Source organism: Silicimonas algicola (assembly GCF_003148765.1).
In the GTDB taxonomy this organism is placed as follows: Bacteria; Pseudomonadota; Alphaproteobacteria; order Rhodobacterales; family Rhodobacteraceae; genus Silicimonas; species Silicimonas algicola.
Map to the genome: position 1 here is coordinate 247,998 of NZ_QGGV01000004.1, position 13,492 is coordinate 261,489.

Here is a 13,492-nt window from a genome sequence, read left to right on the forward strand (position 1 = left end):
CATCGGGCGAACCGTGCGACATTGCCTTTCAGCCCGACGCAGAGCCTGAAAGGACCCGCCATGCCCCAGCCCGATCATGTGTCGATCTTCGATCTTCCCGCTATGGATGCGCTCGACGAGGACATGCAGAAGTACTTTCGCGTCTGCGAGGAGAAGCTCGGGATGGTGCCGAACGTCCTGAAGACCTTCTCCCGCAATCAGGAGAAGCTGCGCGCCTTCGCAGCCTATTACAACACGCTGATGCTGGCGCCCTCGGGTCTCTCGAAGCTCGAGCGGGAGATGGTTGCGGTCGTGGTGTCTTCGGCCAATCGCTGCTTCTATTGCCTTGTTGCCCACGGCCAGGCGGTTCGCGACCTGTCGGGCGACCCTGAACTGGGCGAGATGCTGGTGATGAACTACCGGGTGGCACCTCTGGAGCCGCGACAGCGCGCGATGCTGGACTTCGCCTGGAAGCTGACGACGGAGCCCTGGGAGGTGATGGAGGCCGACCGCCAGATCCTGCGCGATGTCGGCCTGACGGATGGCGAGATCTTCGACCTCGCCGACGTCGCCGCCTTTTTCAACATGTCGAACCGCTTTGCCATCGCCGTCGACATGATGCCGAACCGGGAGTACCACCGCCAGTCGCGGTGATACTCACTGTTCCCAACACCTCCGAAGACGTGCAGCGGAGGCGAGGCCCCCGTGCGCGCTCAGTGGTTGTCGCGCGGCACGCCCATCTTGCGGGCGATGTCGCGGTACTCCGTCGCGCCCCTCAGGACCATGCCTTCGGCGAATTGCTCGGTCTTCTCGCGGAAGATCTCCTGCCAGGGCGACTGGCTTTCGGGCGAGTACGGCCGCTCGGGCAGGGCCGCCCGCCGCTTGTCCAACTCGGCCGCGTCGACCAGCATGTCGGCCGTGCATTTCGTCAGGTCGATCCGGACACGGTCGCCGGTCTGCACCAGTCCCAGGCCGCCGCCCGCCGCCGCTTCGGGCGAGGCATTGAGGATCGACGGAGAGCCGGAGGTGCCGGATTGGCGACCGTCTCCGACGCAGGGCAATGAATGGATGCCCTTTCTCAAGAGGTAGGCCGGAGGCCGCATGTTCACGACCTCGGCGCCGCCCGGATATCCGATGGGACCAGCGCCGCGCATGATGAGGACGCAGTACTCGTCGATGGCGAGGCTCTCGTCGTCGATGCGCTTGTGGTAGTCCTCGATCGAGTCGAAGACGACGGCGCGTCCCTCGAAGGCGTTCGGGTCGTCCGGGTTCGACAGGTAGCGGTCCTGGAATTCCTTCGAGATCACGCTGGTCTTCATGATCGCGCTGTCGAAGAGATTGCCCTTGAGGTTGATGAAGCCCGCGTCGCGTTTCAGCGGCTCGGCGACCGTTCGGATCACGTCCGGGTTCTCGCTGCGGCGTTCGCCGCAGTTTTCGCCGATGCTGCGACCGTTGACCGTCTTCGCACCCGGATGCGGCAGCATGTTCGCAGCCATCAACTCGCCCACGACCGCGGGTAGGCCGCCCGCGCGGTGGTAGTCCTCGCCCAGGTATTCGCCCGCGGGCTGGAGATTGACGATCAGCGGGACCTTGTGTCCGTGGGTCTGCCAGTCGTCGTTCGACAAGGGCACGCCCAGGTGGCTCGCGATGGCCTTGAGGTGGATGGGTGCATTGGTAGAGCCGCCGATGGCCGAGTTGACGACGATGGCGTTCTCGAAGGCTTCGCGCGTCATGATGTCGGTGGGGCGCAGGTCCTCGTCAACCATCTGGACGATGCGCTTTCCGGTCTCGTAGGCCATCTGCCCGCGCTCGCGATACGGCGCCGGGATCGCGGCGGAGCCGGGAAGTTGCATGCCCAGCGCCTCGGCAAGCGAGTTCATCGTCGTCGCTGTGCCCATGGTGTTGCAGAAGCCGGTGGAGGGGGCGGAAGAGGCGACAAGCTCCATGAAACCGTCGTCGTCGATCTCGCCGGCGGCAAGCAGTTCGCGCGCCTTCCACACGATGGTGCCCGAGCCGGTGCGCTCTCCCCGGAACCAGCCGTTCAGCATCGGGCCGACCGACAGCGCGATGGCGGGGATGTTGACCGTGGAGGCAGCCATCAGAAGGGCAGGCGTGGTCTTGTCGCAGCCGATCATCAGCACGACGGCGTCGATCGGATAACCGTAGAGCGACTCGACAAGCGACAGATAGGCGAGGTTGCGGTCCAGTGAGGCCGTGGGGCGCTTGCCGGTTTCCTGGATCGGATGGACCGGAATTTCCATCACCGTTCCGCCGGAGGACACGACGCCGTCACGCACGCGCTTGGCGAGTTCGATGTGATGGCGGTTGCAGGGCGACAGGTCGCTGCCGGTCTGAGCGATGCCGATGATCGGCTTGCCGGATTGCAGTTCCTCGCGTGTCAGGCCGTAGTTCAGGTAGCGCTCGAGATAGAGCGCCGTCATTTCCTGGTTGTCCGGATTGTTGAACCACGCCCGGCTACGAAGCTTGCGGTCAGTCATCGATGTTCTCCCTTTGCGCCTTGGCTAGATGAACGCTGGGCCGTTTTCCAGTGAAATGAGCGGTGCTGGTGTCACGCCCGCAGTCGCGCTTTTGTCGGACCATGGAGGAGCGGACTACATCATCGTCGGCGTGGGAAGCGCCGGCTGCGTGCTGGCGAACAGCCTGAGCGAGGGTCTTACGAAGCTGCATCTGCCGGAAGCCGGAGGGTCCAACGCCTATCACCGGGTCCGCATCCCAGCGGGAGCACCAGCGCACCCGCCATCATGATGGCCGAGAAGGCTGCCGACCTCATCCGCGGGTCGCAGGCCTAAAGGCTTTCTTCACGCTCGCGTCCTAGCCTCATCCGTGGGTGAACGTGAGGAGTGTGGGTGATGTCGGGGTCTCCGGCACCAATTATCATCAAACGCAAGAAGGTGATCGCCGGCGGTCATCACGGCGGAGCATGGAAGGTCGCCTACGCGGACTTCGTCACCGCCATGATGGCTTTCTTCCTGTTGATGTGGCTCCTCGGCGCCACGAACGAAAAGCAGCGGAAAGGCATCGCGGATTATTTCAATCCGACGATCCCGATCAACAGGGTGTCGGGTGGCGGCGACGGCGCCTTCGGCGGGGACAGTATTTTCTCCCAAGACACTCTGGCGCGAAGCGGAACAGGCGCGGGGGTGACCGTCCAGTCGGCGTCCAACGCGGCCAAGGGCGACAACGGAATCGAACCGTCGGACGATCAGAAGGGCGCGGCCTCGTCGCAAGAGACCGACGACCTTCAGGACATTGCGGACAAGCTGTCCGGTCGCGCGGGCGAAAGCATGGTCAGCGACCTGCTGCAGCGCCACGTCATCGCGCGCCTGACCGACGAAGGCCTCATCGTCGAAGTCTTCGACATCCCCGGCGCCCCGCTGTTCGAGGGCGACGCCGAGCCCACGGACGAGATGGAGGCCGTCGCCGCCGTCGTGACCGAAGTGTTCCGCCTCGCCTCGAACGACATCGCCGTCCAGGGCCACACCGCTGCGGTTCCGATGGCCGCGCGCGAAAACCCGGTGTGGGAGCTCTCGTCGTCGCGCGCGGACGCCGTGCGCGAGCTTCTGGTGGCGGACGGCCTGCCGCCGGGAAGGATGCAGCGCGTCACGGGGTTCGCCGACCGCAAGCCCGTCAGCGCCGACCTCCTGTCGATCCGCAACAACCGGATCGAGATCATCCTGCTGCGACGGAAGCTCTGACAGCGGAATACGCTTCGGACTTTATCCATTAGCCCGCCGCTAAGCGCGGGGCCTTAGGACGAAGGAGGGCTAGCAGCAGAAAGGCTGAAACATGACGATCTCCTCCTCGCTGAACGCGGGTGTCGCGGGACTGGCGGCCAACGCCAGCCGTCTGGCAACCATTGCCGACAACATCGCGAACTCGGCCACCTATGGCTACAAGCGGGCCGAAGCCGACTTTTCCTCGCTGGTGATCGAAGGCGGCAGGGGGACGTACTCGGCGGGCGGCGTCCGTGTCACGACGCAGCGCCTCATCGACCAGCCGGGCGCGCTGGCCTCGACCGACAACCCGACCGATCTTGCTGTCCGCGGGCGTGGGTTCCTGCCGGTCACGACGGAAAGCTCGGTCCTGAACTCGATCGGGGACTATCCCCTGTTCCTTGCCACCACGGGGTCATTCCGCACAGACGAAGAAGGCTATCTCCGGACACCGGCGGGCGTCACCCTCATGGGCTGGCCCGCGGATCCGGACGGAACCATCCCCACCTTCGCCCGCGATACGGGGTCCGGGCTGGAACCCGTGCAGATCAACGTGAACCAGTTCACGTCCGAGCCGACGACGCGCATCGCGCTTGGCGTCAACCTGCCTGCGACGGAAACGGAGTTCGGCCAGTCAGGCGACCCATTGCCGCTGTCGGTCGAGTACTTCGACAACCTGGGTACCTCCCAGTCGATCACCATCAACTTCACGCCGACCGTACCCGCGGCGCCCGGATCGTCGAATACCTGGACCATGACGCTGACCGACTCGGCCTCGAACAACGCGGTCGTGGGCGAGTACACCATCGTCTTCGACAACACGCGGGGATCGGGCGGCACGATCGCCACCGTCACCCCTGTTACGGGCGGGGCCTACGATCCTGTCACGGGCGATTTCCAGATCAACGTCGCGGGCGGGCCGATCGACATCAACATCGGCGCGGCGGGAACGGGCATCGGCCTGTCGCAGTTGTCGGACAGCTTCGCTCCGACCTCGATCTCGAAGGACGGTTCTCCGGTCGGCAACCTGATCTCGGTCGAGATCGATGCGAACGGCTTCGTCCGGGCAAACTTCGACATCGGAATAACGCGGACGATCTATCAGATACCGTTGATCGACCTGCCGAATCCGAATGGGCTGATCGCGCTCGACAACCAGATCTACGCCACGTCGAACAAAAGCGGGACCCTGTTCCTCTGGGATGCGGCCGACGGACCGACCGGCGACATCGTGAGTTACGCGCTTGAGGAAAGTGCCACCGACGTCGCCGGCGAACTCACGCAGCTTATCCAGACCCAACGGGCCTATTCGTCGAACGCGAAGGTCATCCAGACGGTCGACGAGATGCTCCAGGAAACCACGAACATCAAACGGTAGGTAGCGCATGAGCATCTCGGCAACCCTCGCGAACGCCCTGACAGGCCTGACCGCGGCCTCGCGTGCCGCGCAGGTCGTCAGCAACAACGTCGCGAACTCGATGACCGAAGGCTACGCCCGACGCGAACTCTCTCTCAGCGCGCGCCAGGTCGGCGGCTCGGGCGCGGGCGTCCAGGTCGACGGCGTCATCCGGATGGTCGACGAAACGCTATTGCGGGAAATGCGACTGGCTACGGCGGCGGCAGGGTCGGCCGACGTAGCGGCCGGGTTCTTTTCCGACGCGCTCGCCATCATAGGCACGCCGGAGGATATCTCGAGCCTCGGCGCGCGCGTGACCGGCTTCGAAACCGCGTTGATCGAGGCCGAGTCGCGACCCGACTCCGAGGCCCGCCTAACGAACGTCCTGACCTCCGCGCAGTCTCTTGCGGGCAAGCTGAACGACATCTCGGATGCCTTTCAGCAGATGCGCGTCGACGCGGACGAACGAATCTCGGTCGAGGTCGGACGGCTGAACGACGCCCTGTCCCGCATCGCGTCGCTGAACGAGCAGATCGTGCGCGCGAAAAGCGCAGACCACGACTATCCGGCCTTGCTGGATCAGCAACAGAAGCTGATCGACCAGATCAGCGAGCTCGTCCCGCTGCGGAAGCTTCAGCGCGAGAACGACACGGTGGCGCTCTACACTCTCGGCGGCGCCCTCCTCCTCGACATCAAGCCGGCACGGTTTGCCTTTACCCACACCGAACCTATCACGCCCGACATGACCCTTGCCTCGGGTGCCTTGTCGGGGCTCTCGATCAACGGTCAGCCTGTCACCACGTCAGGCCAGAACGCGGCGATTTCAGGCGGGGTCCTGTCGGAATTCTTCGCCGTCCGGGACTTCCATTCCGTCGAGCTGCAATCGAACCTTGACGAACTTGCCCGCGACCTGGTCTCTCGCTTCGAGGATCCGACGCTCGATCCGACCCTTGCCATCGGCGATCCGGGGATCTTCACGGATGGAGGCGGGGGTCTCGATCCACTCGACACATCGGGACTGGCGCAGCGCATTTCCGTGAACGCCGCAGTCGACCCCCGAGCGGGAGGCGAGGTCTGGCGCCTCCGCGACGGGTTGGGGGCCACCACCCCGGGGCCGGCAGGCGACGCCACTCTTCTCTCCGCCTTGCGGAGCCGGGCCGAGGATCTGCGCGCCCCTGCCGGAGGGACCTTCTCGGGCGGCAGCAAGTCGGTGTCTGGATTCGCCGCTGCGCTGACGTCCATTGCCGGTCAATCGCTTCAGGACAGCCGCAACCGCCTGTCGTTCGAAACCGCCCGCGCCGAAAGCATCGAAGAGGCGTTCCTGGCCCAAGGCGTCGACACCGACCGGGAACTTCAGAAACTGCTCCTGATCGAGCAGGCCTACGCCGCGAACGCGCGGGTGATGAAGACCGCCGATGACCTCATCCAGATCCTGATGGGACTTTGACCATGACCGTGACCTCTCTCGGCGACCTTTCCAGCAACCTTCAGCTTCGCCGCGACACAACGCGCATCAAAGGCGATCTTCAGCGGCTGACGCGCGAGCTTTCGAGCGGCGTCGCAGACAACCTCGTCGGGCGGTTCAGGGGCAACTTTTCTCCGCTGAACGGTGTCGAACGCGGGATCGCGCGCGCCGAGAGCTATCTCGTGGCGATTGCCGAGCATCAACTGTCGGTCACGGGGCAGCAGACGGCGCTGGCGAACCTTGCTGCCTTGGGCGACATCGCCGGCCCGCTCATGTCGGTGCAAGACACGGGCGACGCCGTACTCCTGCGCAATGCCGGGCACGATGCGCTGTCCCGCCTGTCCTCGGCTCTCAGCAATTTGAACGTGCAGTCGGGCGGCAGAACGCTCTTCTCGGGCGTCGCCCTGGATGGTCCGGTCGTGGCCGATGCGGATGCGATCCTTTCAGCGATCGAGACGGAAATCGCGACGCAGGGGGCCGTCACAGCGAGCGCCGTCGCACAGGTCGTGGCGGATTTCTTCGCCGTGGGCGGCGGATACGACACCGTTGGCTATCTCGGCGGAGCCGTCGCCGCGTCGGGTCCGCAACTCTCGGATGGCGAGGTTGCGGGCGCACTGGCCACCGCGCAGGACCAAGGCGTCCGCGACTATCTCGCGGGGTTCGCCATGGCCGGGCTTCTTGGGCGAGACGTCCTGTCCGGCGACACCGGGGAGCAAGGTCGCCTGGCACGGCTCTCGGGTGAACATCTTCATCGCGCGACGAGCGGGCTTGTCGATCTGCAGGCCCGCATCGGAACGGCGGAAGGCCAGATCGCCCGGGCCAAGGCCGAGGTGATGGCAGAATCCGAGGATCTTCGCATTGCGCGCACCGAACTGATCGGCGCCGACCCTTATGAGACCGCCGTGGATCTTCAGATGGCGGAATCGCAGCTTCAGACACTTTACACCATAACGGCGCGTCTCTCGCGCCTCTCGCTGACGGACTACCTTTGATGCGGCTCTTCTTCACGATGATCTGTCTTCTTGTCGGCATGTCCGCGTCGGCGGCCGAGGTGCGGATCAAGGACCTGGTGGAGTTCGACGGTGTGCGCGGAAACGATCTGGTCGGCTACGGGCTTGTGGTCGGGCTGAACGGCACGGGCGACGGGCTCCGCAACGCGCCTTTCACCGATTTTGCCGTGCAGCTCGCCACCTTCTCTGGTGTCGAGCAACAGGTGCGGACAAATCAGCTGCTAGAAAACATGATCGGCGGAATGGGCGCCAGCGGCTTGTCCCAACTGGCCGGGTGGGTGGGGATGGACGCGCGCGCAACGGGTCCGGCCCAGTTCTCGGGCTCGCCTATCGAGCTGGCGCCGGATGCCGATCCCGGCGCGGACGCGGCCGAACTGGTCGTCCTGGACGCTTTGGGACGCGAAGTCACGCGAGAGGCAATTTCTCCCTCGGCAACAGGCGTCGAATGGGCGGGTACGACCGACACCGGAAGCCCCATCGAGCCGGGGCGATATACCTTTCAGATCGCCAGTTACAGCCAAGGCGAACTGACGAGTGTGAGGCCCGTCCCGCACTACGCGCGTATATCAGAGGCGCGAATGGGTTTCGACGGGATCGAACTGGTGCTCGACGGAGGCGTCGTCGTGCCTTCAAGCGACGTCACCGCGCTACGGGCGCCGCAGAGTTAGAGCCCGGTGAGGGTGCCCAGGGCGAAGGCCACCGCGCCGACGACGCAAAGAAGGTATATTACCTGACGCCGCGATTGGCGCGGCTCTTCGGCCCGCTGCGTTTGCCGGATCAGCGACGCCTCGACGATCTGCGGCAGTCGTGGCCCGAAGCGACCCAGGACCCGGACCGTGCGGTAGAGGTCGCGCGCCATGGCGCGGGGCCCGATGCTTTCGGCGATGTAGGATTCCACCGTCGGTCGGGCGACGTGCCAGATGTTGATATGCGGGTCGAGCGATCGGGCGACGCCTTCGACCACCACCATCGTCCGCTGCAGCAGGATCAGCTCGGTTCGCGTTTCCATCCCGAAACGGTTGGTCACCTCGAAAAGATAGCTCAGCAGCCGACCCATCGAGATACGGCTCGCGTCCATGCCGAATATGGGCTCGCCGACCGCACGGAGGGCCCGCGCGAAGTCGTCCACGTCCCGGTCCGCAGGCACGTAACCGGCCTCGAAATGAACCTCCGCTACGCGGCGATAGTCGCGCCGGATGAAGCCGATGAGGATCTCGGCGTAGACCCGGCGGGTGTACTCGTCGATCCGTCCCATGATGCCAAAGTCCAGGGCCACAAGCGCCCCGTCGGCGGCGACCTTCAGGTTGCCCTGGTGCATATCCGCGTGGAAGAATCCGTCTCGCAGGGCATGGCTGAGGAAAGTGACCAGGACTTTCTCGGCCAGCTTCGTGCGGTCGTGACCCGCCGCGTCGATGGCAGCGATGTCGCCCAAGGGAATGCCTTCGACCCAACCGAGCGTCATCACGCGGCGCGATGACAGTGACCATTTCGAATGGGGTACGCGAAAGCCTTCGTCGCTTGCCGTGTTGGCCTCGAATTCCGAGGCGGCGGACGTCTCGAGACGAAGATCGAGTTCGCCCAGCACAACGCCTTCGAAATGCGCGATCACGTCCATGGGTCGAAGGCGTCGGGAGTTCGGCGAGAGAAGCTCGATCATCCTCGCCGCGAAGTAGAATGCATCTATGTCGCGCCGAAAGGCCTGTTCGATCCTGGGGCGCAGAACCTTCACGGCGACCGCCTCACCGGTTTCCGCCAGGTGCGCCTTGTGCACCTGCGCGATGGAGGCCGCGGCCACGGGCTCCGAGAAGTCCGAGAACAGAACTTCGACCGGCGCGCCAAGCTCGGATTCGACAGTCGCCTTGGCGATTGCCGTCGGGAAGGGGGGCAAATTGTCCTGAAGGACCCGAAGCTGCTCCGCCATTTCGGTCCCGACGACGTCGGGCCGGGTCGAGAGAATCTGTCCGAACTTGATGTAGGCAGGCCCAAGCGCCGTCAGCGCCCGCGTGATCGGCGGAAGCGCCATGTCGCCGCGATACCCGAGCCACTTGAACGGCCAGCCGAGAACCCGCGCGGCGACCCTCAGGGCAGGGGGCGCGTCCATCACCTCCAGCGCCTCGCGCATGGCGCCGGAGCGCTCGAACGTGGCGCCGGTCCGGATCAGCCGAAGAACATTGTGTGGGCCCCTCACTTAAAGCTTCCATCCCGAATGGAGTGCGGCGATGCCCATGGAGAGGTTGCGGAACTTCACCTGTCCGAAGCCCGCGTCCCGGATCATGTCGGCGAAGGTGTCCTGATCCGGGAAACGTCGGATCGATTCCACGAGGTACTGGTAGCTGTCGCGGTCACCCGCGATCGCCTGGCCCAGACGCGGGATGACGTTGAACGAATAAAGGTCGTAGAGCCTCTGAAGTCCGGCGTTCGGCAATTGCGAGAACTCGAGCACCATAAGTCGCCCGCCCGGTCGCAGCACACGGAAGGCTTCCGACAGTGCGTCCGGAATGCGCGTCACGTTCCGGATGCCGAACGAGATGGTGTAGATGTCGAAGCTGGAGTCGTCGAAAGGCAGCTTCATCGCGTCGCCCGTCACCCACTCCAGGCGGTCGGCCATCGCGGTGGCCTCGGCCCGCTTGCGGCCCTCGATCAGCATTCCCTCGGTCATGTCGCAAACCACCGCCGAAGCACCTGGCGCGCGGCGAAGGAAGCGGAAGGCAATGTCCCCCGTACCACCTGCCACATCGAGAAGACGCTGGCCGGCTCGAGGCGCCAGCCAATCCATCATGGCATCCTTCCACAGCCGGTGGACGCCCCCCGACATCACGTCGTTCATCAGGTCGTACTTCGACGCGACATTGGTGAAGACGCCGTGAACCAGCCCGGCCTTCTCGTCCTCGCGCACCTCGCGTGCGCCGAAATGCGTCGTCTTGTCGTCGGCGTCGTTCATCGCTTTGAACCCCTGGTCCCGGCGTCTCATATACCCGTCGCCGGTCACGGGCAAATGCAGAGGCCGGCGCAGACTTGGTCCTAGTCTCGTCGAGCCTTGCCGCCACCCTGTCCGGCGCTAAAGTCGCAGGGACATGGCGTTGGGCTTGAGCTCGCCGTAGTCATCGTGACGGCCGCGCCCCGAAGTTGGATCACAATGCCGGAACTTCCCGAAGTCGAGACGGTTCGTCGTGGCCTCCTTCCCGCAATGGAGGGGGTCCGCATCGTCGGCGCGGATGTGAACCGGCCTGACCTGAGATGGCCCCTGCCGGCGAACCTCGCGGAGCGTCTGACAGGAACCACCGTCGATCGTTTGCGGCGCCGTTCGAAGTACATCCTGGCCGACCTCTCGTCCGGCGAGACGCTGATCCTGCATCTGGGCATGTCCGGGCGAATCCTGGTCTCGGGCGACCCACTTGGGCAGTTTCACCACCACCATCCAGCGCCGGAGAAGCACGATCATGTCGTCTTTCACATGGCGAACGGTGCGCGCATCACCTTCAACGACGCCCGGCGCTTCGGCGCGATGGACCTTGCGGGCACCGAGTCGGTCGAGGATCACGTCCTCTTGCGGGGTCTCGGGCCCGAGCCGTTCGGAAACGCCTTCAACGAGAACTATCTCGTGAACGCCCTGAAGGGAAAACGGGCTCCCGTCAAATCTGCACTCCTCGACCAGCGTATCGTCGCGGGTCTGGGCAACATCTACGTCTGCGAGGTTCTCCACCGCGCCGGCATTTCGCCCGCACGCCATGCCGGAAGGATCTCCGCCACCCGGGTCGCCAGCCTTGTCCCCCTCGTCCGGGAAGTTCTTGCCGACGCCATCGACGCGGGAGGATCCTCGTTGCGCGACTATCGACAAGCCGACGGCGAACTCGGCTATTTCCAGCATACCTTCCGCGTCTACGATCGCGAGGGCGAAGCCTGCCGGACGGACGGTTGCGACGGTCGAATCGCACGGATCGTGCAGTCGGGCCGCTCGAGCTTCTACTGCCCGAAATGCCAGAGATGATTTCCTTCCGCCTTTTCGGCTGGTAAGCCTTCGCCTCGAAGAACAGGGAGCCTGGGGACAACATGGCCTTCGAGACGATCGTCGTCGACACCGAGGAACACGTCACCACCATCCGGCTCAACAGGCCGGACGCGCTGAACGCTCTGAACCAGACCCTCTTGAAGGAGCTCGCGCAGGCCGTCGAGGAGGCATCCACCAACGACAACGTGCGCTGCGTGATCCTGACCGGGTCCGAAAAGGTCTTCGCCGCCGGAGCCGATATCCGCGAAATGGCCGAAAAATCCTACGTCGACATGATGACGTCCGATTACTTCGGACCCGAGACCGAGGCAATCCTGCGCTGCCGGAAGCCTATCATCGCGGCAGTGGCTGGCTATGCGCTTGGGGGCGGGTGCGAGCTGGCGATGATGTGCGACTTCATCATCGCCGCCGAGACCGCCAAGTTCGGCCAGCCAGAAATCAACCTGGGCGTCGTGGCGGGCCTCGGCGGATCGCAGCGGCTGACACGCTTTGTCGGCAAGTCGAAGTCGATGGACATGCACCTGACAGGCCGTTTCATGGATGCGGACGAAGCCGAACGCTCGGGCCTCGTCAGCCGCGTGGTGCCCGCCAAGCGGCTCATGGAAGAAGCCCAGGGCGCGGCCCAGAAGATCGCCGAGAAGTCGATCCTCACTGCGATGGTCGTCAAGGAAGCGGTCAACCGCAGCTACGAGACGACGCTGCGCGAGGGCCTTCTCTTCGAGCGCAGGCTCTTCTTTTCGCTCTTCGCGACGGAGGACCAGAAAGAGGGCATGGCGGCCTTTCTCGAGAAGAGGGAGCCCCAGTTTCGGGACAAGTGACCGAAAGGGCTTTTCCTCGGGCCGCAGTTGCTGTAAGTGCGGCGCCTACATGCGCGTGGAGCCCGCTTTGGCTATGTATCCTCCGGTCTGAACCGGAAGCGGATTCTTTGCGCGATCAGTTGCAACAGACCCGGGATACGGACCACACACATGGCCAATTCGCCTCAATCCAAGAAACGCGCCCGCCAGAACGAGCGTCGTCTCGCCGTCAACAAGGCGCGCCGCTCGCGCATCCGCACCTTCCTTCGCAAGGTCGAGGAAGCCATCGCCTCGGGCGACAAGGAAGCCGCTGCCACGGCACTCAAAGCCGCCCAGCCCGAGCTGATGCGAGGCGTCACCAAGGGCGTCTACCACAAGAACACCGCGTCGCGGAAAGTGTCGCGCCTGGCCTCGCGCGTGAAGGCGATCGTCTGACGTCGCTGGCGACCTTGTCTGGATGACCGCAGTCGCACCCCTAGGGGTGCGATTTTTTTTGTGTGAAGGTGACCCTGTTGAAGTGCTTCGGCAATTTCGCAACCGGTCCGGATTCGTTTCAGGCGGACAATGAGTCAAGCTCAAAGGTCGGTTGCGGGAGTCGGGGGGCGACGTCTAGGTTCGTCGTTGCGATTCACTTCGTCCTTGGGGGGACATGGTTGATGGGACTGGGTAGTGCGGTCGGGGAGGTATCCCCCGGCGAGGCATGGCGTGTTCTTTGCGATGACGACGCTGCCCGTCTGATCGACGTCAGGACTCGCGCCGAGTGGGGTTTTGTCGGCGTGCCAGACCTGAGGGAAACGGGACAGGGGCCTCTCTTCATCGAGTGGGCATCCTATCCTGACATGTCCGTCAACGTGCGTTTCGCGGAAGAGGTAGAGAAGGCACTGAACGGCGAGAAGCCGTCGACCCTTCTGTTCCTCTGCCGCTCGGGCGCGCGTTCGCTGAAGGCTGCCGAAGCGGTTTCCGCCCATTACGCCCGAACGGGCATGGCGGTGACCTGTCTGAACGTTGCCGAAGGTTTCGAGGGGGATGTGGACGCGTCGGGACACCGGGGCAGCCACAACGGATGGAAGGCCCGGGGACTGGCATGGCGCCAGTCGTGATA

13 protein-coding genes and 2 pseudogenes are annotated in these 13,492 nt (G+C 64.5%); 12 read left to right on the plus strand and 3 right to left on the minus strand.

What is annotated here, in order from left to right:
• Window positions 1-60: 60 nt before the first annotated feature.
• Window positions 61-633 (plus strand): peroxidase-related enzyme, encoded by a 573-nt coding sequence (locus C8D95_RS11150; RefSeq protein ID WP_109759259.1) that lies wholly within the window; start codon window positions 61-63, stop codon window positions 631-633.
• A gap of 59 nt (window positions 634-692) precedes the next feature.
• Here C8D95_RS11150 and C8D95_RS11155 read toward each other — a convergent pair whose 3' ends face one another.
• On the minus strand, window positions 693-2,477 hold the full coding sequence (locus C8D95_RS11155; RefSeq protein ID WP_109759260.1) for an IlvD/Edd family dehydratase: 1,785 nt from the start codon (window positions 2,475-2,477) through the stop codon (window positions 693-695).
• A gap of 55 nt (window positions 2,478-2,532) precedes the next feature.
• Here C8D95_RS11155 and C8D95_RS21715 point away from each other — a divergent pair.
• From C8D95_RS21715 to C8D95_RS22840, 7 genes and pseudogenes are all read left to right on the plus strand, one after another.
• Window positions 2,533-2,721: pseudogene (locus C8D95_RS21715) on the plus strand (hypothetical protein); the annotation flags it as partial.
• 128 nt (window positions 2,722-2,849) lie between these two features.
• Window positions 2,850-3,695 carry a flagellar motor protein MotB gene (locus C8D95_RS11160; protein WP_109759261.1) on the plus strand — a complete coding sequence of 282 codons (846 nt, stop codon included), beginning with the start codon at window positions 2,850-2,852 and terminating at the stop codon, window positions 3,693-3,695.
• Window positions 3,696-3,786: 91 nt separating this feature from the next.
• A complete protein-coding gene (locus C8D95_RS11165; RefSeq protein WP_109759262.1) occupies window positions 3,787-5,091 on the plus strand; it encodes a flagellar hook protein FlgE in 1,305 nt (434 codons plus the stop codon).
• 7 nt (window positions 5,092-5,098) lie between these two features.
• Complete coding sequence (flgK, locus tag C8D95_RS11170) at window positions 5,099-6,556, plus strand: flagellar hook-associated protein FlgK (protein ID WP_109759263.1); 1,458 nt, start codon at window positions 5,099-5,101, stop codon at window positions 6,554-6,556.
• A gap of 2 nt (window positions 6,557-6,558) precedes the next feature.
• Window positions 6,559-7,566 carry a flagellin gene (locus C8D95_RS11175; RefSeq protein ID WP_109759264.1) on the plus strand — a complete coding sequence of 336 codons (1,008 nt, stop codon included), beginning with the start codon at window positions 6,559-6,561 and terminating at the stop codon, window positions 7,564-7,566.
• Window positions 7,566-7,745: pseudogene (locus C8D95_RS22945) on the plus strand (flagellar basal body P-ring protein FlgI); the annotation flags it as partial. The gene C8D95_RS11175 and the pseudogene C8D95_RS22945, both read left to right, overlap by 1 nt.
• Before the next feature lie 42 nt (window positions 7,746-7,787).
• Window positions 7,788-8,252 (plus strand): FlgD immunoglobulin-like domain containing protein, encoded by a 465-nt coding sequence (locus C8D95_RS22840; RefSeq protein WP_420902682.1) that lies wholly within the window; start codon window positions 7,788-7,790, stop codon window positions 8,250-8,252.
• Here C8D95_RS22840 and ubiB read toward each other — a convergent pair.
• Window positions 8,249-9,772: a 2-polyprenylphenol 6-hydroxylase gene (ubiB, locus tag C8D95_RS11185; RefSeq protein WP_109759265.1), complete on the minus strand. Its 1,524-nt coding sequence runs from the start codon at window positions 9,770-9,772 to the stop codon at window positions 8,249-8,251. The genes C8D95_RS22840 and ubiB overlap by 4 nt on opposite strands.
• Window positions 9,773-10,525 (minus strand): bifunctional demethylmenaquinone methyltransferase/2-methoxy-6-polyprenyl-1,4-benzoquinol methylase UbiE, encoded by a 753-nt coding sequence (gene ubiE, locus C8D95_RS11190; protein WP_109759266.1) that lies wholly within the window; start codon window positions 10,523-10,525, stop codon window positions 9,773-9,775. It abuts the gene before it with no gap.
• Window positions 10,526-10,720: 195 nt separating this feature from the next.
• Here ubiE and mutM point away from each other — a divergent pair, with 195 nt between their 5' ends.
• From mutM to C8D95_RS11210, 4 genes are all read left to right on the plus strand, one after another.
• Window positions 10,721-11,572: a bifunctional DNA-formamidopyrimidine glycosylase/DNA-(apurinic or apyrimidinic site) lyase gene (gene mutM, locus C8D95_RS11195; RefSeq protein WP_109759267.1), complete on the plus strand. Its 852-nt coding sequence runs from the start codon at window positions 10,721-10,723 to the stop codon at window positions 11,570-11,572.
• A 62-nt stretch (window positions 11,573-11,634) separates the two neighbouring features.
• Window positions 11,635-12,411: an enoyl-CoA hydratase gene (locus tag C8D95_RS11200; protein ID WP_109759268.1), complete on the plus strand. Its 777-nt coding sequence runs from the start codon at window positions 11,635-11,637 to the stop codon at window positions 12,409-12,411.
• 150 nt (window positions 12,412-12,561) lie between these two features.
• Complete coding sequence (gene rpsT / locus C8D95_RS11205; protein WP_109759269.1) at window positions 12,562-12,825, plus strand: 30S ribosomal protein S20; 264 nt, start codon at window positions 12,562-12,564, stop codon at window positions 12,823-12,825.
• 221 nt (window positions 12,826-13,046) lie between these two features.
• Window positions 13,047-13,490 (plus strand): rhodanese-like domain-containing protein, encoded by a 444-nt coding sequence (locus C8D95_RS11210; RefSeq protein WP_109759270.1) that lies wholly within the window; start codon window positions 13,047-13,049, stop codon window positions 13,488-13,490.
• The last annotated feature ends 2 nt before the right edge of the window (window positions 13,491-13,492 follow it).